The organism is Oscillibacter sp. ER4 (assembly GCF_000765235.1).
Classification (GTDB): domain Bacteria; phylum Bacillota; class Clostridia; order Oscillospirales; family Oscillospiraceae; genus Hominicoprocola; species Hominicoprocola fusiformis.
Map to the genome: position 1 here is coordinate 1 of NZ_JPJG01000053.1, position 18269 is coordinate 18269.

The window sequence follows — 18269 nt, forward strand, 5'->3', positions numbered from 1 at the left end:
AAATCTCACCCCGCCGCAGTCCAGTCATAAGCTCGGTGTAGAAGAACTCATACCAGACCTCGTCCTGTCGAATCGTCCCCATGAAGGTGTCCAGCTCCTGCTCGTTCAGGATGCGCTTGGGCTTGTAGTTTGGCCTGGGGGCCGTCGGCCCCTCAGTGGGATTCTTCGGAATGATATGCGCCTGCACCGCGTCCTTCATGGCACCATGGAGCATGGTGTGGATGTGGTTGACGGTGGCGTCGGAGAGCTCATTTCCATCCTCGGTATGCTCATGGATACGCCCCTCTTTTTTCAGACGGCGGTACATCCGCTGGATGTCCTGACCGGTGATGAGGGACATCTGCTTGTGGCCCAGCTGTGGCTTGATGTAACAGTCGATAAACTGACGGTAGGATTTCATGGTGCTGGGACGGATAGTGCCTTCCTTGTACTCCTCCAGCCAGATATCCAGCCATTCGCCCAGCGTCATGCGGCTGTCCTCGGTCAGTTCCACATCCTGGTAGCGCTCAATACTCTGATGGAGCTTGTCCGTCAGCTCCTTTTGGGTGTTTGCGTAATCGTGATGGAAGATGGGGTCACCGTTTTTCTTGTGGCCCACCACGATGCGGCCTTCCCAGCGACCGTCATCGCGTTTGCGCACCATGCCGTCACCGGACGGCCTGCGCTTTGCCATTAGTCATCCCTCCTTAAGTCTGCAAGCTGCCCCATTCTGCGCTCTTCTTCCTCAGCGAAGGAGTAGGGCGGCTCTATGTTCAATTCACTGATAATGCCCCACGCCAGACGGAAGCCTGCCGTAAAGCTGGCGAGAGAGATCTCGTCCCGCAGCTCTGCTTCCAGGTCTACCAGCTTTAGCAGCTTACGCCGCTCATCTTTGGGCCTGTCCTCCGTCAGTTCCCGGTGGAGCTCATTAAGTTCCTGCCGCAGTTCCGGGAAGTCCGGTTCTTTGAAGAATTGCCGCTGCAGTCCTCTCATGTATTCGTACATCAAATCGCCTCCTGTCAGCGACACACCATACCGCAATTACGAAGCAATAGCTATGTGTCGGGGCAAGTGTTATCAGAAAGTTATCAATTCACACATAGGGGTTGTGCGTTCCGGGCTTGCCCACGAACATATAGCAGAATGCTTTTCCGTTGCTCACGGTGATGCCGACGCCGACGGTATCGCAGTCCGGGTCGATCATTGTTGCCAGGTGGCCGGGGGAGTTCTCCCAGTTTGCCACAGCCTTTTCAGGAATTTTTTCAAGACTCGTGACAGTGAACACCGTCAGGTTGGAACCGAAGCCGTGGGGGTATCCGGATGCCGCCACGGCTTCACATTCCGCCCGGTTATGGTGCGAAGTGAACATTTGCGTGGAGCAATCCTGCGCGGCATCCATCAGAGCCTGGGCGGTTACCAATGCCGCTGCGCCATGCTCTTTGCGTACCTGATTGATGAGCCGTACCATCTCCTCGCGGAGTTCCTGGTTTGTAGGAGAGACGGATGTTTCTTGTAAAGGTGCCGTGCCGGTATACGGAGAAGCGCTGTCCACCCGAACGCCGTCTTGCCAATACACGTTGAAGCCCACTGCCTGCCCGATGTCCCGGAGCTTGACGAAGTTGTTGCCATGGATGTTGTAAGCCTCCATCTGCACCTGCACTCCGTTTACGAAGATGGGTTGCCAGGACGGTTCCGCGACCGTCCCGGCTGCCGCCGCTCCGCCGCCATGGCAGAGCAGTGTTCCCACAAAAATTCCTGTTGTCATCAGCATGATTTCTTTTTTCATGGTCTGCCGCCTCCTTCTTTAGCCACACACAATACCGCAAAGTATTTTGAATAGCTAGTTCTATAAGTACCAAATCCAAAGGCGAAGAACTGACGGTTCAGGAAATCAGGTCACAGAATCGAAGCGCATCCCGGAAGGAGATTTGGCCGTTGGTCTTCTTGGTATCCTGGACGCATTTGGCACGGAGCCGCTCAATCGTTTCGTTGTCCATTGCAGTATCGGCTGCGATGATGCGGCCCATCATGCTGACCTCCACCACCAGCCGGAACAGCAATTGTTCCTGCCGGGAACCGATACAATATTTTTGTATCTGCTTCAGGGCCTCCTTGTCGATTCACAGCGCAGGGTGGATTTTTCCCTTTTCAACATTCATAACATCCTGTTTCAGTGGTCATAACACACTGTTTTTCCTTGCTGTTTCGGGATTTTGTGGCCTACACGACACAATTTGGCCATTTAAAGCCTCGCCGCAACCCACTTTTGGTACTGAACAAACGCCCGCACTGCGGGCGTTTGTGGCTGCGCGGGGGTCATTACGACCCACGCGCTTTCTCCTGCTTTGTTTTTTCGCCTAAAAACCGCCCTCTGTTCAGGCGACGATTCCCCGACAAACCGCCTGTGCTGGTCGCTCGCCCTTCGGGTGTCCACGGATGCCGCCTGGCCCCTTGCGAGGCCACACAGCGGCTCACAGGGGCAAACGCGGGGCGTTCAGCCCGCTGATTGCAGGATGTCCGGCGGAGAGAGTACCCGGAAGAAATCTTCCAGTCCGGATACCTGATGTGTTTGCAGCATTTCCCGATACAGGAAGAGGCGGAACACGGCGGAACGATATTTGGCATAGATAGTTGCCCTCCCATCTTTTGCGAAGGATCGCTGCTCGTCAGTGAGGCTGCCACACCGTTCATCGCAGAGGAAAAGCATCACCGCCGATTTATCTATTGGCGTGTCGTGGGTCTCGTTCCAACGGTTGAGAATGTAGTGCTTGGCATCCAGTGTGCGCCGGACTGACAGCGTGGGTTCCTGTGAAATAATCTCATCCATGATTGACGCCCACATCATTCCGCACCCCCCTTCTGCGCATTCTGTTCCTTACGCTTTTCCGCTCGCTGCCGTTCTTGAGCCCGCTCTGCGGCATTGAATTGACGCTCATAAAACTGCTCAATGGAGAACTGGATAGGGAGGATCGTGTAGCGGAGGCTTCCGTTGCGTTTGCGCCCATCTACTGTGGTGATGGAGGTCGGTTCCGTTTGGATGAGCCTTCGCTCCTCCAGCTCTGCCACATATTTTCGAACCGTGTTCTTGCTCATCCCCACCGCACTGCCAATGGTACCGTAGCTGGGATAGCACTGGTAGGTGGTACGGTCCTCAATGCGGAGCAGGTATCCGTAGACTGCGATGGCTCCCGGGGACAGGCCCAGCTGATAAATTTCATTGGGCAAAGGGAAATAATTCTTGATAGGATCACACGTTGTCCAGTTCTTTTTCTTCATTTGGCACCTCTCATCTGCTCCTCCACCCACTGCTGGAACTTTTCTTTAGGAACTACGATGCGGTTGCCGATGCGCAGAGAAGGGAAGCCTTTTTCGTGCATCAGCTCGTAGGCAGTGGAAGGTGACACACCTAATGTTTTGGCTACGATTTCCGCGTTGAGGAACAGCGGAAGCTCTTCAAAATTCTTGTACATGGATCTTCTCATGTTTTTAACCTCCTTGATAAAAGGTTGGTGACCAAATTAATTTCAACTCATTTCAGCCGATAGAAACTTGCGATTTGTACGGGTAGCTTTATAAAAATCGCGGTATGAATTTCAAATTGAACACCTCCAGTGCCAACTATATCCGAGATTTTGAGCGTTTCTTTGTTTACAGCGTCGCAGGAATTGACCGTCCTATAGATGCCATTCCGCCAGTATTTCTCCCCTCATACCCTCAAAGGAAATTACTCCTATTTGACATAATTTCGACATAAAAAAGGGAGCCTGCCGTATTCGGCAGGCTCCTAGGTGCCTGTTATTTAGTTAAACATTATGTCGTGCGAATCCGTTTTTTACCTTGTGCTTCATCCCGTTCTTTCAGTTCGTGGGCTAATGCGGTGAAAAATTTCTTTTGCAAATAGTCGACGCTGCCGCGGTTGAGGCCGTGAGCTTGTGCGTATTTGCGGATGGACAAGCCTGTCACAAACCGTTCCTCAAAGTAGCCTTCATAATCCTGCAACACTGTTTTCAGACAGTGCTTCAAGAAAATCAGATCCTCTTTGAGTGACCGAAAGTCCTCTTTGGATATTCCGATGTAGTCCTTCTCTGCCATACAGAGCTGGTATTTCCGCAGGAGAAAGCCATGCTGCTCACACAGACTTTTTGCGTATTCGTAGTAAGTGGAGAAGTGTGGTTGATACCACTTATCGTACTCATTTTTTGAGCGGAAGGATTCTTTTCGTATGGGGCCACGGAAACCCTCCGCCCTATAATCTTCGATTGTGGAATCGCGGATCTTCATTTGAGTCTGACGCTTGAATTTTGCCTGGCGCTTGCCGCCGACTACCACATATTCGCAGAAGGATTTTTTGCTCATGGTGAAGTATTTGTGAGTTTCCGAGTAGGTGAATGGCGTCCAGATTACGATATCCTCACCGCTGTCTGCGTCCTTTGCCATGGAGACTACGTAAATCAGTTTTCCGTCATACCGCTGGTAGTACCCGGCGTAAATTCGCCTGTCCGCCATCCTATCGCCTCCGTACAGTTTCTTTTGCTCAGTATATAGTCAGAGAATACAATTGTAAATGGTACGGCCCCTGCAGTAAAGCAGGCATGTTGTGAGAAGAGGGACATACTTCGATTAACAATTAACGAAGCCTGCCGTAATCACCGCACCAGCCGCACTCCCACTGGTTACCTCGCACGTTGGCCTGCGCTCCGCAGTTTGGGCAGCGAATTGTGCGAGGCTGAGATGTGGAAGTATTGGCCGGCTTGTCCTTATTCTTGGTATCACCCTTATCTTGGGAAGTATTGTTCGATGTTCCTTTTATAGACCGAACGAGTGAAAAGCAGAACGGTGCGGTTACGATATCAAATACTAGGGCTGCAAAGAATCCCAGGAATACGGCGAATTCCCCGGCCTTGATCCCGGCGGAGATGAGGATGTAGTTTACATAGAGAAAAACAAAACAAAGCACAATTCTGAAAATAGTCATTGTTCTTACCCTTTTGATTCAGCAGACAAATACAGTTTGGAAACAGAGTCAATGTGCCGTTTCATGCCTGATACGACTTCTGTCGGTCCAACGATTTGAGCACTTTTTCCAAATCCTAGCATCCAGGCGAAAAATTGCGGACTGACGATCACATCCGTCCGGACGGTGAAGTGGTCCGGTTCGTCCGGAACGATAAAGACATCCCGACCCAGCCGATCCAAAACGGCGCCGACCAGATGGTTTTCAAACCGGAGAACCACATGTTCCTCCGTTCCAGTGAACATGCCAAAGGTTTTCCGGGCGTAGATCGCCATGTCCAGTGCTTGATAGGCTTTCAGGCCGTCGCGATCTTCCTCCAAGATGGAGATCTTCTCCATCTTATCCACGCGGTAGTGCTTGATCATGGCAGCATCTGAGTCGTAGGCGACCATGAAGTAATTTTCATCATCCCAGGTCAGAGCGAAGGGACTGACCACGTAGTATGCTCCGTTTCTGCGATACTGGCGTTCCTTCTGGACGTTGTACTCGAAGTAGAGAAAACGGATCTTCCTGTTCTTCGATATGCCGTTGTGAATCTCATCTACGTTGTAGTAGATGGATTCATTCATGGTCTTGATCCGGTTTTTCTCGAATACCTGACGATTCAGGAGTTGGGCCTCATGAATGCTGGCCAGCGTCTCGATCTTCTTGATCAGCGTGGCCGTTTTCTTGTGGGTGATGAACTTGGAAGACTGGACGCTGTCCACCAGCAGTTTCAGCTCCGGAAGTTCAAAATTCCGATGGGCAACATAATACCCGACTGAACTATGGATGCCGTCAAATCGTAAAAACTTGCGATTGACTCTTGAAAATTATGATAAAATCTGCTAATCTAAGCTTTCAGTGAGTTATATCAGAGGGAGGGCGTAATCATGGCAGTTTCGTATAATAAACTCTGGAAACTACTGATTGATAAAAAAGTCAGCACTCCTGATTTGCGAAAAGCAGCAGCTATAGCGCCAAATACGATGACAAAGTTGCGAAGAGACGAAAATGTCAATCTATCCATTCTCGGCCGTATATGTGAAGTTCTCCATTGCGACTATGGTGACATCATGTCTTATGTATCTGAAAGTACTCCTCCCGAAGAAGCCCCAAAATGACTTGACTTTATCAGGATTCAGAGTGATAGATAACACGATTATTTTCGGATACTAGCGTATCGGCTACGAAGGAGGGATTGCTATTAATACCTATAAGGTCGTGGACCTATTCTCCGGGGCGGGCGGTCTCAGCCTTGGTTTTTCTCAAACTGGTCGGTTTTCCATAGTTGCTGCGGCGGAGAACAATTCGAATGCCAGAAAGACATATTTGAGAAATCACAAAAATACCAGACTGTATTCTGATGTCAGGACAATTGACTATCAAGAATTATTAGAGTCTTTGGGAGATATCGACGTTGTCATCGGAGGTCCTCCGTGTCAGGGGTTCTCTAATGCAAACCGTCAGCATACTACTATCGTCAGCATGAATAATCATCTTGTGAAGGAGTATGTTCGTGCCATCTGTGAATTAAAACCGAAAGCATTTGTAATGGAGAATGTGGCAATGCTACGTTCGCATCTGCATAGGTTTATTGTCGATGAAAACGATCTCCTGGATCAACGGGTCATGGATCTTGATATGCAGGAAGATAAAATAGAACTTCTTCCGGAATCAGCATCGTTTCCTGAGGCGCTTGAATTTGCGAAACAACTGCAAAATGTGATTTCCTACGCCTGGACAGAGGAATTTTATAAAATCATCAACCTACTATATCGCAATAGAATAAATCCACCGAAATTTGCAAAGGCTGTGGGCAAGTATAAGAAAACACTGATTTCAAAGCTTTCCGTACTAAAAGGCGGAACTGAAGAAGAGAATCCGTCTCTTGTTCAGCTTTGGGATGCTACGATGGCAACAAGCATCCTCAAATATATTGAGAATGATGGGACAGACAATTTTGCGGGCCTTATTAGAGACATTGAAAAAGCCCTGATGTTGCAACGAATGCTAAGTCGGATGCAAGAAATCAACGAGAACAATATTCATGTGTTTAGATATGAACTTGACCGTGGTAGCGTGGTAGCTGTTGTTAAGTCATATGCAGTTCTTGATTATATCAAGGGAATACTTGAGAATGCTCCTTATAATTATCGACTTGAGCCAAAGGTCCTGAATGCCATCGATTATGGTGCACCGCAACGGCGAGAGAGATTTATAATTGTCGGTATTTCCGCTGAAATGGCTGGAGAATACATTCTTCCAAAAGCTGAATTTACTGATAATTATCGGACTGTGTATGATGCGATATCCGATTTACAGGATATACCTGTTTCGACAGAAGTAGCTGCAAAACCCATAGTACTAGGTGAATGTCCTGCACTGACAGAACTAGGTCGACAGTTACGCGGGAAAATACTCTATAATCATGTCTGTACGGCAACCAAGGAAACTGCACAGAAAAGATTTGAAGCATTGAAGGAAGGACAAAACTTCCATGACCTAGATCCTTCGCTGAAAACAACCTACAGTAATGCTGATAGGACGCAGAATACAATTTACATGAGGCTACGTTATAACGAACCGTCTGGCACAGTGGTAAATGTGAGAAAATCTATGTGGATTCATCCGGAACTTGACCGTGCCATATCAATTAGAGAGGCTGCGCGGCTACAGACTTTTCCGGACACTTTCGTTTTTGAAGGCACAAAGGATTCACAATATCAGCAAGTTGGTAATGCAGTTCCACCAATACTAGCAAAAGCAATTGCTAAGAGCCTGTTGCCCATACTTGATTCCAACTGTAAAGATGAGAACTAAGAAATGCCGGAATGGTTTATGCGACCATTTCGGCATTTCATTTATTATGCAGATGCTCCTACCACCACATTGGCAGTATCAGCCTTCGCAATTTCACGTGCTTTTTCCAGAATCTTATCATGGATTCTTTCAGCCGGAAGGCAATCAAGAATATAGATGCCCCCAAGCAGGTTGAGATATTTTGAGAGTTCGCCAACCGTGTCCGTATTGATGTTCAAGCCTTCGTTCCGTGCATCGAGAACTGCCCCCAGGAAAGAACGGATAATCATCGGATTATTCGATGTATTACGTTCAAGAATGTGCATAATGTAGTCAGAATTCTCACATACCAGTTTTGTAAGTTCATATGGATCAGTCCTGGTTTCATCGTAGGTGAGCCGTCCAATCCACCATAATCTGGAAAGCGCATTTCTCGTCAAAGAACGGCGGGGACCATACCCGAAGAAGTAGTGTTGAAGAATGTTTGCTGGAGTTGCCTTTTTGCAAATATCCCATCTGTACTGAACATACTTCCAAAATGGCCCTAAGCATAGGCCTGCCCATAAGCGTTCATCCGAAGCTTGTGAATCGGACAGAAACTTTAGGTTTTCATATACTTTTTGGGCATTCGATGCCTCGGTGAAAAACGGCTTATCAGCGGTCATATCAAGTGCAAAGTCCGGAATTTCACCGTATTTCGTATTTAAAAACAGCGCGTTGTCAAATTCTCTTTCAAGCCAAGCGGAGGAATCAAACTTAAAATTCTCCGCCCAGGAGTTTAGATTAGCCTTTATGGCATCGAGACCATCATAGCTTACAAACTGTAGCTTCATTCGTCATCGCCTCCTGTCATCCCAAAACTACTTGTAAGCATATGGAAAGCATCAGAAATTGGGTCATTAATAAGTTTCTGAGCGAGTTCGAGAGTATTCTGGTTGTTGAAGTCTGCGCTTTCAATATCACAGTCAAATTGCGACAAAAGTGCCCTCTTTATTGTCTTGTACCACAGATTGTCTCGGTTCTCAATTCGCTCTTCTATGGATAGCATCTTCATATCAGCAAGAACGTAAGTAAGAGCGGGTATGATTGTCAGAGAATTCAAGATAGATTGAGCCTGCGGTGTGCTACACAAGGATTTATAGCTATAGTAATCCTCAAGCGGAAGCTTAATGATAATTTTTCTGCCTGAATAATCTACCAGCATCTGTCTGCAGGTGGCATCTGCGTTTCGTATGATGCTAAATACCGATGGGGTGTTGGCCAAATCATCGATATCCTTGCTGATATCGGCGGTCACCATGCGGCCGACAGCCATCACGCAACCCATCTCTACACTGAAGGTTTGCCCTTCGTAATCGTCATGAAACTCCTGAGCGGTATATGCTGGAATATCTTCCACGGCAACAATGAAAGGACAAATCTGCAATTTGCCACTTACAGTCTTGTTGGAGAGCAAATAACTATCGTCAATCTTGTTGGTAATAAGTACCTGCCTAAAGCCTGTCTGAGCACATTCCATGTGATATACATATTTTGCTTTCCCCTCCTGGATGAGGGCCTTAAGGGAGGGGCTTGTAAGCGTAGCCAAGAAATGAACTCTAATGCCTTTGCGGCCGGCGATGCCTGCACCGGCTGCGGTCAGTGTGCCAGGCTCTGCCCAACCAACAACATCACGATCCAAAACGGCAAGCCTGTCTGGGGCGGCGACTGCACCCACTGCATGTCGTGCATCTGCCGCTGCCCTGTGGAAGCCATCGAGTACGGCAAAAAGAGCCTTGGCAAGCCCAGGTATCATTTTGAGGCGCTTTAAAAAGGGGAAAAAGTCCATCGCACGGTATCCCAGAAGATGCTGACCGCTCTGTAAGCAGTGACTATCGATACAGGATTTTACAGGAAGTTTTATTGGACACTTATTTTAATATCCTGCTTCCTGTAAGGAGGTATTTGTATGCTGCATTTTTTGCTTGGCTTATTTTTTTGGATTTTTCCGGAGTTTGATTTTTAGAAACAAATATTGAAAATCGAGGTGGGTAATGTGTTTTTTGATCAAATAAAAGCTATGTCCTTTGAAGAAATCCGGGATCGATATACGGAATACTTAAAAGCACAGGATTTATCTCCACTCACTGTCCAAACATCTCGGTCAGATGCATTTTATTTGCTGCGCCATGATGAGTCTCTGGATTTTTGGGCGATGCTTCAATCCGAAAATTTTGAAACGGAAGCGATTTCCCATTTACAGGCCGTTTTAAGCGCGAAATCGAAAGGCAATATCGCTTCAAGCATTAACAGTTATATGGCACAGTTGCGACGGTTTAGACGATTTCTCTACTCGGATGGAGAGATCCCTGAAATCCCCAAGAAGCACGCAGACCAAAAAGAAAAGAGCGGAAAGGCAAAAACTGTATATGCTGGTATTCCCACTCCCAGTGTTCAGGCGGTAATGCATTATCAGATATCCTGGGAAGAACTGGATTCTTACAGAGAGCAAGAACGTGCGCTGAATCGTTTGTTTTTTGATTTGGCACCAGAGAACAAAGATATTGCGGATATTCTCCTCAAGGTGACTACGCTTAATCAATTTTACAGCACCAACATCTTCTCTATTTATCCTGTTGCCGAACATATTAAGGCTTTAGATATTGATATGCGCTTGAAGGCAGGCGACGAGTCGCTTGTTGATGATATAAGGATAGTAGAGTTCAATGGAAAGAAAAAGAGCCTGTATTCCTTTGCCAGCAAATACTGCAGTCACCACAACCCTGATGCATACCCGATTTATGATAGCTATGTAGATGAGGTGCTTCGGTATTTCCGTAACAGCGACTGTTTTACTAGCTTCCGCACAGAAGAATTAAAGGATTACAAGAGATTCAAAGAGATACTGATGGCCTTCCGAACCTATTACGGCTTAGCGCAGTTTTCTCTGAAAGAAATTGATAAATACTTATGGCAGTTTGGAAAAGAGTATTTTCCTAAAAAGTACCATAGTAGAAAACGGGAAGAGACGAAGTGAATCGTTCCTTAACAATCCCGCTTCCTTGTTTAATGCTATGAAAAATTCAAACGAAAAACTCCGCTATGTACAGCTGTTGTAGCGACCGATATGTGAAAGGAAGAAAAGTGACGGAAATACTCTACTTCTCTGATATTCTCAAAAAGGTGGGATTGGATGAACGACAACTGAATGTCGGAGGCGATTTTATGGCAGAATTCTCATTTTTGGACTGGGCAATCGATCTGTTGGAGCAAATTGAAAACTCACAGGAAAAGAAAGCATGGTGTCATCACTATTCTGTGTATTCTTCCAATCCTGGACAGGAAGAACTGCTTCATGATTTGAATGTCTTTGTGGACAGAGCATATGAAAAAGGCTTGGTCATTTCAAACTATCAAGAGGTTATTCGGCGCTGGCAACTTGAAGAGCGGAGCATTGCAGACGCTGACCCTGTATGGCTGGAGACACAGCCCTATTTATGCGTATTGGCCTGTATTGCCTGGCACTTTCGAAGAGATCATTTTTGCGAGGGAGCGCTTATAAATCAAAGCATTGCTGACGGGATTATGCTGCGACTGCTTCGACGTCTGAAACTGGTCTGTCCTACTTCATCTCTCGCCACCACGTTGCAAACCCTTTATCGCAGCGAATGTGAAAACATACCTGAGACATCAGGCGTCTACTGGGTGCTTCGTCCCGTAGGGATGCCGATTCGTTTTACAGAGCAGATATATAATCGCTCTGCGTCGCTCTATTCAGCGGAAATGCTTTCAAGTAAATACTTGAACTGCGAAAATCAAGAAGTCCTTTATATTGGAAAGGCAGATGGTAAGAAAGGGTTGCGTCAGCGCCTAAAGCAGTATATGAATTACGGTTGGAACAACGCGACAAACCATAAGGGTGGTCGGGCAATCTGGCAGATTGAGGATGCCGGTTTACTGTTGCTGGCGTATGAAGAATGTGAAGATGGCAGAATACGGGAAAAACAGCTTTTGGCAGACTATAAAGCGAAAAATGGAAGCTATCCCATTGCGAATTGGAGGGGATAAGCAGCAGAGGGAAATCGGCTGGCTTTTCTTTGTTTATTGCCCCGCAAACTTTGAGCTGTGCTCTTGGCAGAAACCACTTGCATAATCCCTTGCTCAGAGTTACAATCCAACCAACCTGAAACGCGAAATGCTTCCCGTCCTGGGCCGGTGAAAAAGTCACCGGTTTGGGGCGGGAAGCGTTTTTGACCACATAAATGACCACAGACAGCGCCGGAACACCCGGAAAACGCAGGTCCAAAGATGCCTAAAGAGTAAGTAAAACCGAGCGGAAATAACTAAAAACCATTAGAAACGACCGGAAAAAGTTTTTCCGGATTGTTTGGGAGCAGGATGCCGCAGGTTCGAATCCTGTCACTCGGACCAAATTTCTTGGAAAAGCCGCCGTTTTCGGCGGTTTTTCTGCATCAATAGTTCATATTTCCGTTTTGGGTTGGCCCCATAAATTCCTGAAGAATCTGGGTCAAAAAACGAAAAAGGCAGTACGGTGGCAAGCTCCATTTGCCGCCGTTTTCTCATTTGACCCACAACCTGACCCACACAGGAAATTAAACTGTACCCAAGAAAATGGACACGAGATTTTGACCCATGGCCCCGTTCGGCGGACACGCATTTGACCCATAGGTTCAGAAGCGCCGCACCTGTGTTATGATAGAACTACCGAACGGAGGTGCTGTATGGGCACGAAGAAGAAATTCACACCAGAGGAACTGAAGCATCTGCAGGCAAACCCCTACACGCTGCGGGTGACGGCAGACAGCATATCCTACACCCTCGCTTTCAAGGAGGCGTTCTGGGCGCTCAGTCTCCAGGGCTACACCGGCACAGCCGCCTTCCGCAAGCTGGGCTATAACACGGAAGTTCTGGGTTTCGAGCGGATCCACAATACTACAAAGCGCATCCGGCGGGAAGCCAGATCGCCGGAGGGCTTTCATGAGGGCACCCGGGGCGGTGTGCGTATATCAGGCGGCGAGAACAACCAGACAGAGGGGGCATCCGCCCCGTCTGACGAAGCCGCCAGACGCATGAAACGGGAGATTTTGTGTCTCCAGCAGCAGATGGCGTTCTTAAAAAAAGTCATGCGGCTGCACGGCAAGCCGGGAGAATAGCCATGGACAGCGCCGGAGAGAGATTTGAGGCCATTCGCGCCGCGTTGGCGGATCGGAACAACATCCTCACCGTGAAAGACCTGTGCGAATTGGCAGGTGTCTCCCGCTCCGGCTACTACAACTGGGTGCGTTCTGAAAAAAACAGAGAGCTTCGGGAGGCGAAGGACCGGGCGGCATTCGAACAGATCCTGGAGGCATACCGGTTCCGGGGCTACGTAAAGGGCGTTCGCGGCATTCATATGCGGCTTTTGCACATGGGTATCCGAATGAACGTGAAGAAGATCCGCCGCCTGATGCGGAAATACAAGCTCACCTGCCCCATCCGAAAGCCGAATCCCTACCGCAGATTGCAGCGATCCATCCGAATGGGCAGCGCCGCGGAGAATTTGGTCAACCGGGAATTCGAGTCTCATGGGCCGAGAGCCATCCTCCTGACGGACATCACATACATCCCGCTCCGCGGCAGATTCTGCTACCTCTCCACGATCCTGGACGCCTGCACAAAGCAGGTCCTGGCCTATGCGATGAGCGAATCGCTGGAAGTGGATTTTGTTTTGGAAACGGTCCAGCTGCTGGTAAAGCACCATGGAATCTCGCTGAGCAAGGAGACCGTGATCCACAGCGACCAGGGGACCCACTACACCAGTTTGAAGTTCATCCAGCTGGTGGAGAACAGCGCACTGCGGCGGTCCATGTCCCGCAGAGGGAACTGCTGGGACAACGCGCCCCAAGAGAGCTTCTTCGGGCACATGAAGGACGAGCTGGCCAGTGAGATCCCGGGGTGGACGTCTTTTGAGGCCGCCAAAGCCTCCATTGACCGCTGGATGGATTACTACAACAACGACCGCTGCCAGTGGGATCTGGCGAAGCTATCCCCTAACGAATATTACCACTACATCACCACAGGTGAGTACCCCGCCGGTATGCTGCCGCTATGGGTCAAATGAAAATGTCCTTGACTTGGGGAGCACTTTAAAAAGTTAGAGACAAATGTGTGGAAATTTCGGGGTAAAAAACGCCTCTTTTGAACGAAAAAACAGTTTGACCACTTGTGTGCGTATCAAGAGGCTGCAGGTTCGAATTGAAATAGGCGTCGAAATCAGGTATAATTTGTCTGCAGGCTCTATGTCTGCAAAGAGCGTGTGGCAAGATTTTGTACTTGTGTTTCGCAAGTGTTGACTAAACTGGGTGGCGCTTTAGCGTATTGCCCTTTCCTGCCATGATGTTACTTGTGTTAGCTCATGTTGACTTATCCTTTCGCGCAATGAGTTGCCACACGCTCTCCCTCTGGGGAGGTGCCTATGAAAAAATTCTGTGATATCCAATCGAGAAATGAGTTAGCGGACTATTTGAGCGTTCCTCGCAACAAGCTAACTCACATTCTTTATGTAAAAAAGCCGGATAGTTATTACACCACCTTTGAAATCCCGAAGCGCAATTCAGAAGCGTGTCACAGACGCTTATTACTCCCGGTGCCTGAAAGGCTTTCACATGAGCGGCCAAGCCCCCTATGGCTTTGAATTGGAGCCTACGGTGGTAGAGGGTATCCGCACAAAGATGATGGCGGCTGACCCCGTGGCCGCAAACCATGTGCGGCTGATGTTTGAAATGTATGCCGAGCCGGAAACCTCCTTTGGAGACATTACCCGATATTTTGAGGAACAGGGTATCAAGATTTATGGGAAGTCATTGACACGCCCCTTCTTGTCCCAGCTACTCCGAAACCCGGTCTATGCACAGGCCGATTTGGAATTGTACGAGTTCTTCAAAAGTCAGGGTGCGGTGGTAGTCAATGACGCCGCCGACTTTGCCGGGACAAATGGCTGCTATCTCTATCAGGGCCGGGATGTGAAGGAGGACAAGGACAAAAGCCTGAAAGACCAGATACTTGTGATTGCTCCCCATGAGGGCTTTGTACCCTCCGACATTTGGTTACGGTGCCGCAAGAAGCTGATGACAAACATCACCTTCCAGAACGGACGCAAGGCCCGGAACACTTGGCTGGCCGGGAAAATCAAATGCGGGAAATGCGGGTACGCTCTCAAAACGACCCACAACCCCTCCGGCTATGAATATCTGCGCTGTTCCAAACGGGCCGACCACAAGGGCTGTCCGGGGTGCGGTACGCTCCGCAAGAATGAATTTGAACAGTTCATTTTCACCGCTATGGGAGAAAAGTTCCGGGAGTTCAAGCTACTCCGGGGCGGCGAAGAAAAGGCCAACCCGAAGATCACCGCCTATCAGGTGGAGCTTGCACAGGTTGAAGCCGAGATTGAAAAACTGCTTGATACGCTGACCGGGGCCAACGCCACCTTGCTTGCCTACGCTAACAAGAAAATCGAGGACTTGGACAACCGCCGCAAAACGCTGTCCAAGGCGATTGCAGACCTGTCCGTTGAAACGCTATCCTCCCAGCAGATTGAATTGCTGTCCGGCTATCTGGACGATTGGGAGAACATCAGCTTTGAGGACAAACGAAAAGCCGCTGACGGCCTGATTTCATCAATCAGCGCAACCAGCGACTATGTAAAGATAGAGTGGAAAATCTGACGCTCTTTCCACTCTATCATCCCACTTGTTTCTTTATATCGTTTGTAGCCCCTTGTAAACCGTTGCTTAGAAAACTTTTTTGACAGTTTTCACTTCGGACGTATTCAAGGCTATTTCGAAAAAAATAACAGTTTCAAACTGCCGCACGATGTTGCTGTTGTGCTTGCACAATTGACCTGCTATCAAGGCCGTTTACCACAGGGCGCTCCCAGCTCTCCAATCATCACAAATCTAATCTGCCAGCCTCTTGACACTTATCTTTTAAGGATAGCCAAGAAATACCAGCTGGACTACACCAGATATGATGAGCGTGAACAGCGCCGCGATGGCCGCGGGCGAGATCGTGTGCGCGTAGAAGACCTCGAGCAGCTCAATGTCCGACGTGATGACGGAGATGAGGTCGCCGCGGTCGCGGCCCTCGAGCTTCGCGGGGCAGAGACGGCGCAGTGCGCGGAAGGCCTTGTCGCGGATCAGCGCAAGCAGCTTGAAGGCGATGAAGTGGTTGCAGGACTGCTCGGCGTAGCGGAAGATGCCGCGCACGAGCGCGAAGAGCAGCACACAGACGAACGTCGTCTTGAGCGCGACGGGCGTTGCGAAGCCGAGCAGGTCAAACACGGCAAAGCCGCCGAAAATCGTGATGAACGCGGCACAGAGGTGGCCGACAAGGCCCATCAAAATGGCGAGCACCATGTAGCCGCTCAGGGGCTTCACGAGTCTGATGAGCCGCGCCATGACGGTAAAACCGCTTCTCTTTTTCATTTTGCCGCCTCCTCTCCGTAGTGCTCCAACACCTGCTGGGCTGACCACAGCGCGGCGTAAGCACCGCCCTGCTTCAGCAGCGCCTCGTGCGTGCCGTGCTGAACGATATTGCCGCGCTCCAGCACGTAAATTTCATCCGACGCTGTGACGTTCGCCAAACGGTGCGAAATGAGCAGCACCGTCTTGCGCTCCGCGAGCGCGTGAATTTGCGCCATGATGTCGTTCTCGCTCTCAACGTCGATGTTCGACGTAGCCTCGTCGAAGATGTACACCGGACTGTCGTGCAGCAGCGCGCGGGCGAGCGCAAGGCGCTGGCGCTGACCGCCCGAAAGGTTCTCGCCGCGCTCGGAAAGTAAGGTGTCGAGCCCCGCTTCCCCTCTGAGGAAGTCCGCGAGGTTGACCTGTGTCAGCGCGCTCCAGAGCTTGCCATCGCTTGCATCAGGTTTTCCCATCAACAAATTGTCGCGCACCGTGCCCTTGAAGAGATAGCTCTGGTGGCTGACATAGGTGACGCAGCGCATCAGGCTCGCTTCTTCAATGTCGCGCAACGCCGCGCCGCCGATTGCCACAGAGCCGGTGTAGCCCTTGTTTCTACCCATCAAAAGCGCGGAGATCGTCGACTTGCCGCAGCCCGACTCGCCGACGAGCGAGACAAATTTGCCCTGCGGGATCGTCAGATCAACGCCGTGCAGAATTTCGCGCTCCGGTTCGTAGGAAAAGCGCAGGCCGCGGCAGACAATGTCGCCCGCGGGACAGCTGACGCCGCCGTGTGCGGGCTCAGACAGGTCGAGCAGGCGGAAAATCTTATCGCTCGCGGCCATGCCGTTCATGGCAATATGGAAAAACGAGCCGAGCTGGCGCATGGGGATGAAAAAGTCCGTCGCCAGCAGGATGATGAGCAGCGCGCCCGCAAGGTCGATCTTCCCCGCGCGCAGCTGCGTTGCGGCCATGACGACGCCGAGCGCCGCGCCGCCGTAGGCGATGAGGTCCATGATCGTGATGGAGTTGAGCTGCATCGTAAGAACCTTCATCGTGATCTTGCGGAACTTTTCGGCCTCGACGTTCATCTCATCATTTTTGAAGGCGTCGGCCTGATAGATTTTCAAGGTCGTCAAGCCCTGCAAATTTTCAAGAAACGTGTCGCCGAGCGCCGTGTACTGCCCCCAGTATTTCGAGAGCAGCTTCTTCGCCCATGTCTGTACCGCCGCGATGGCGACGGGGATGAGCGGCACGCAGACGAGCAGCACGACCGCCGCCGGCACGCTCACGAAGCACAGCACGACAAAAAGCGTCAGCGGCGCGAGCGGCGCGTAGAAAAACTGCGGCAGATACGCGCCGAAGTACGTTTCGAGCTGGTCGACGCCCTCGACCGCAACCTGCACGACCTCCGACGTTTTGACCTGCTCGGAATACGACGCGCCGAGGCACAGGAGCTTGTCATAGATCACGCCGCGCAGAGTCTTCTTGACCGCCTTGGACGATAGATACCCCATGCGCGACGCGCCGACGGTACAGCCGTATCGCACGGCGACAGCTGCAAGCGCGATCACGGCGGTCGTGACGATCTTACTCTGCGTCACCTCGCCCGCGAACAGCGCGGCGAGCAGCGCCGTCACGGCGCTCATCATCGCGATGTTCGCGCACAGCGAGCACCATTGCAGCGCGACGTTGCCCGCGATATATTTTTTGCTCTCCGGCACCGCGCCGATGAGCCGTTTGTTGATCATCATAAGAAAAAGCCCTGCCTTTCGGTGGCCGTTTAGTTAGAGAATGTGAACCGCCGGTCGAAAACGGCCGACGGACACATGGTTCAGGATACCATATCCGCCCCCATTCCGCAAGCAGAAAATGCAGAAAACACAAGTATACGAGAGGCAATACGCCTCTTTCGCCCCTTTCGGTTAAAAAAGAAAAGCCGCGGCGATTTTTCTCTCAGGTTCAATTCCCTTTACTCCTCCGGTTTTCCTACACAAAGCGCTTGTCTGCGCGCGCCACGGCTGGTACAATAGAGGCAATACAATATTCGGGCAGTG

21 protein-coding genes and 1 pseudogene are annotated in these 18269 nt (G+C 50.0%); 9 read left to right on the forward strand and 13 right to left on the reverse strand.

Annotated elements, in window-relative coordinates; all coding sequences use genetic code 11:
* The 3 genes from NI20_RS0108310 to NI20_RS0108320 form a co-directional block, all read right to left on the reverse strand.
* The coding region (locus NI20_RS0108310) for an N-terminal phage integrase SAM-like domain-containing protein (RefSeq protein WP_033120949.1) at nucleotides 1-673 on the reverse strand (673 nt) is incomplete at its 3' end.
* Nucleotides 673-984, reverse strand: coding sequence for a DUF6809 family protein (locus tag NI20_RS0108315; protein WP_033120950.1), 312 nt, complete (start codon nucleotides 982-984; stop codon nucleotides 673-675). The genes NI20_RS0108310 and NI20_RS0108315, both read right to left, overlap by 1 nt.
* Before the next feature lie 88 nt (nucleotides 985-1072).
* On the reverse strand, nucleotides 1073-1765 hold the full coding sequence (locus NI20_RS0108320; protein ID WP_052084528.1) for a CAP domain-containing protein: 693 nt from the start codon (nucleotides 1763-1765) through the stop codon (nucleotides 1073-1075).
* 142 nt (nucleotides 1766-1907) lie between these two features.
* Here NI20_RS0108320 and NI20_RS15060 point away from each other — a divergent pair, with 142 nt between their 5' ends.
* A complete protein-coding gene (locus tag NI20_RS15060; RefSeq protein WP_156108590.1) occupies nucleotides 1908-2162 on the forward strand; it encodes a hypothetical protein in 255 nt (84 codons plus the stop codon).
* A gap of 311 nt (nucleotides 2163-2473) precedes the next feature.
* Here NI20_RS15060 and NI20_RS0108330 read toward each other — a convergent pair whose 3' ends face one another.
* From NI20_RS0108330 to NI20_RS0108355, 6 genes are all read right to left on the reverse strand, one after another.
* Nucleotides 2474-2806, reverse strand: a complete 333-nt coding sequence (locus NI20_RS0108330) for a 6-phosphogluconolactonase (protein WP_242842960.1) — start codon at nucleotides 2804-2806, stop codon at nucleotides 2474-2476.
* Between the two features lie 14 nt (nucleotides 2807-2820).
* Entirely contained in the window at nucleotides 2821-3255 is a 435-nt protein-coding gene (locus NI20_RS0108335) for a helix-turn-helix domain-containing protein (RefSeq protein ID WP_033120951.1), read from the reverse strand.
* On the reverse strand, nucleotides 3252-3461 hold the full coding sequence (locus tag NI20_RS0108340; RefSeq protein ID WP_033120952.1) for a helix-turn-helix domain-containing protein: 210 nt from the start codon (nucleotides 3459-3461) through the stop codon (nucleotides 3252-3254). The genes NI20_RS0108335 and NI20_RS0108340 overlap by 4 nt, the downstream gene beginning before the upstream one ends.
* Before the next feature lie 328 nt (nucleotides 3462-3789).
* Complete coding sequence (locus tag NI20_RS0108345) at nucleotides 3790-4416, reverse strand: hypothetical protein (protein WP_242842961.1); 627 nt, start codon at nucleotides 4414-4416, stop codon at nucleotides 3790-3792.
* 190 nt (nucleotides 4417-4606) lie between these two features.
* Nucleotides 4607-4954, reverse strand: coding sequence for a hypothetical protein (locus NI20_RS0108350; RefSeq protein ID WP_033120954.1), 348 nt, complete (start codon nucleotides 4952-4954; stop codon nucleotides 4607-4609).
* 5 nt (nucleotides 4955-4959) lie between these two features.
* Entirely contained in the window at nucleotides 4960-5700 is a 741-nt protein-coding gene (locus NI20_RS0108355; protein ID WP_242842962.1) for a WYL domain-containing protein, read from the reverse strand.
* 165 nt (nucleotides 5701-5865) lie between these two features.
* Here NI20_RS0108355 and NI20_RS14600 point away from each other — a divergent pair, with 165 nt between their 5' ends.
* Nucleotides 5866-6096, forward strand: a complete 231-nt coding sequence (locus tag NI20_RS14600) for a helix-turn-helix transcriptional regulator (protein WP_081958431.1) — start codon at nucleotides 5866-5868, stop codon at nucleotides 6094-6096.
* An 82-nt stretch (nucleotides 6097-6178) separates the two neighbouring features.
* Nucleotides 6179-7795 (forward strand): DNA cytosine methyltransferase, encoded by a 1617-nt coding sequence (locus tag NI20_RS0108360; RefSeq protein WP_033120955.1) that lies wholly within the window; start codon nucleotides 6179-6181, stop codon nucleotides 7793-7795.
* A 44-nt stretch (nucleotides 7796-7839) separates the two neighbouring features.
* On the opposite strand, the gene NI20_RS0108365 is transcribed toward NI20_RS0108360, so the two are convergent.
* Nucleotides 7840-8607, reverse strand: coding sequence for a DUF6339 family protein (locus tag NI20_RS0108365; protein ID WP_033120956.1), 768 nt, complete (start codon nucleotides 8605-8607; stop codon nucleotides 7840-7842).
* On the reverse strand, nucleotides 8604-9362 hold the full coding sequence (locus NI20_RS15700; protein WP_369699410.1) for a hypothetical protein: 759 nt from the start codon (nucleotides 9360-9362) through the stop codon (nucleotides 8604-8606). Before NI20_RS15700 ends, NI20_RS0108365 begins: the two co-directional genes overlap by 4 nt.
* A 3-nt stretch (nucleotides 9363-9365) precedes the next feature.
* Between NI20_RS15700 and NI20_RS15705 the strand changes: the two genes are divergently transcribed.
* From NI20_RS15705 to NI20_RS0108395, 6 genes and pseudogenes are all read left to right on the forward strand, one after another.
* Nucleotides 9366-9584 (forward strand): EFR1 family ferrodoxin, encoded by a 219-nt coding sequence (locus NI20_RS15705; RefSeq protein WP_052084531.1) that lies wholly within the window; start codon nucleotides 9366-9368, stop codon nucleotides 9582-9584.
* A 225-nt stretch (nucleotides 9585-9809) separates the two neighbouring features.
* Nucleotides 9810-10790, forward strand: a complete 981-nt coding sequence (locus NI20_RS0108375) for a hypothetical protein (RefSeq protein WP_156108591.1) — start codon at nucleotides 9810-9812, stop codon at nucleotides 10788-10790.
* Nucleotides 10791-10897: 107 nt separating this feature from the next.
* On the forward strand, nucleotides 10898-11821 hold the full coding sequence (locus tag NI20_RS0108380; RefSeq protein WP_242842965.1) for a DUF6508 domain-containing protein: 924 nt from the start codon (nucleotides 10898-10900) through the stop codon (nucleotides 11819-11821).
* A 674-nt stretch (nucleotides 11822-12495) separates the two neighbouring features.
* Nucleotides 12496-12927, forward strand: a complete 432-nt coding sequence (locus NI20_RS0108385) for an HTH domain-containing protein (protein WP_033120957.1) — start codon at nucleotides 12496-12498, stop codon at nucleotides 12925-12927.
* Between the two features lie 2 nt (nucleotides 12928-12929).
* Entirely contained in the window at nucleotides 12930-13874 is a 945-nt protein-coding gene (locus NI20_RS0108390) for an IS3 family transposase (protein WP_033120958.1), read from the forward strand.
* A 481-nt stretch (nucleotides 13875-14355) separates the two neighbouring features.
* Nucleotides 14356-15477, forward strand: a pseudogene (locus NI20_RS0108395) (recombinase zinc beta ribbon domain-containing protein); the annotation flags it as partial.
* Nucleotides 15478-15738: 261 nt separating this feature from the next.
* Here NI20_RS0108395 and NI20_RS0108400 read toward each other — a convergent pair.
* Both NI20_RS0108400 and NI20_RS0108405 read right to left on the reverse strand, forming a co-directional pair.
* Complete coding sequence (locus tag NI20_RS0108400; protein ID WP_033120959.1) at nucleotides 15739-16236, reverse strand: ABC transporter transmembrane domain-containing protein; 498 nt, start codon at nucleotides 16234-16236, stop codon at nucleotides 15739-15741.
* A complete protein-coding gene (locus tag NI20_RS0108405) occupies nucleotides 16233-17963 on the reverse strand; it encodes an ABC transporter ATP-binding protein/permease (protein WP_081958438.1) in 1731 nt (576 codons plus the stop codon). Before NI20_RS0108405 ends, NI20_RS0108400 begins: the two co-directional genes overlap by 4 nt.
* Nucleotides 17964-18269 lie beyond the last annotated feature (306 nt).

Coding starts and splice junctions, on each gene's coding strand:
- NI20_RS0108315 (WP_033120950.1), bottom strand. CDS start 984: ATGTACGAATACATGAGAGGACTGCAGCGGCAATTCTTCAAAGAACCG.
- NI20_RS0108320 (WP_052084528.1), bottom strand. CDS start 1,765: ATGAAAAAAGAAATCATGCTGATGACAACAGGAATTTTTGTGGGAACA.
- NI20_RS0108330 (WP_242842960.1), bottom strand. CDS start 2,806: ATGGATGAGATTATTTCACAGGAACCCACGCTGTCAGTCCGGCGCACA.
- NI20_RS0108335 (WP_033120951.1), bottom strand. CDS start 3,255: ATGAAGAAAAAGAACTGGACAACGTGTGATCCTATCAAGAATTATTTC.
- NI20_RS0108340 (WP_033120952.1), bottom strand. CDS start 3,461: ATGAGAAGATCCATGTACAAGAATTTTGAAGAGCTTCCGCTGTTCCTC.
- NI20_RS0108345 (WP_242842961.1), bottom strand. CDS start 4,416: ATGGCAAAGGACGCAGACAGCGGTGAGGATATCGTAATCTGGACGCCA.
- NI20_RS0108350 (WP_033120954.1), bottom strand. CDS start 4,954: ATGACTATTTTCAGAATTGTGCTTTGTTTTGTTTTTCTCTATGTAAAC.
- NI20_RS14600 (WP_081958431.1), top strand. CDS start 5,866: ATGGCAGTTTCGTATAATAAACTCTGGAAACTACTGATTGATAAAAAA.
- NI20_RS0108365 (WP_033120956.1), bottom strand. CDS start 8,607: ATGAAGCTACAGTTTGTAAGCTATGATGGTCTCGATGCCATAAAGGCT.
- NI20_RS15705 (WP_052084531.1), top strand. CDS start 9,366: ATGAACTCTAATGCCTTTGCGGCCGGCGATGCCTGCACCGGCTGCGGT.
- NI20_RS0108385 (WP_033120957.1), top strand. CDS start 12,496: ATGGGCACGAAGAAGAAATTCACACCAGAGGAACTGAAGCATCTGCAG.
- NI20_RS0108390 (WP_033120958.1), top strand. CDS start 12,930: ATGGACAGCGCCGGAGAGAGATTTGAGGCCATTCGCGCCGCGTTGGCG.
- NI20_RS0108400 (WP_033120959.1), bottom strand. CDS start 16,236: ATGAAAAAGAGAAGCGGTTTTACCGTCATGGCGCGGCTCATCAGACTC.
- NI20_RS0108405 (WP_081958438.1), bottom strand. CDS start 17,963: ATGATCAACAAACGGCTCATCGGCGCGGTGCCGGAGAGCAAAAAATAT.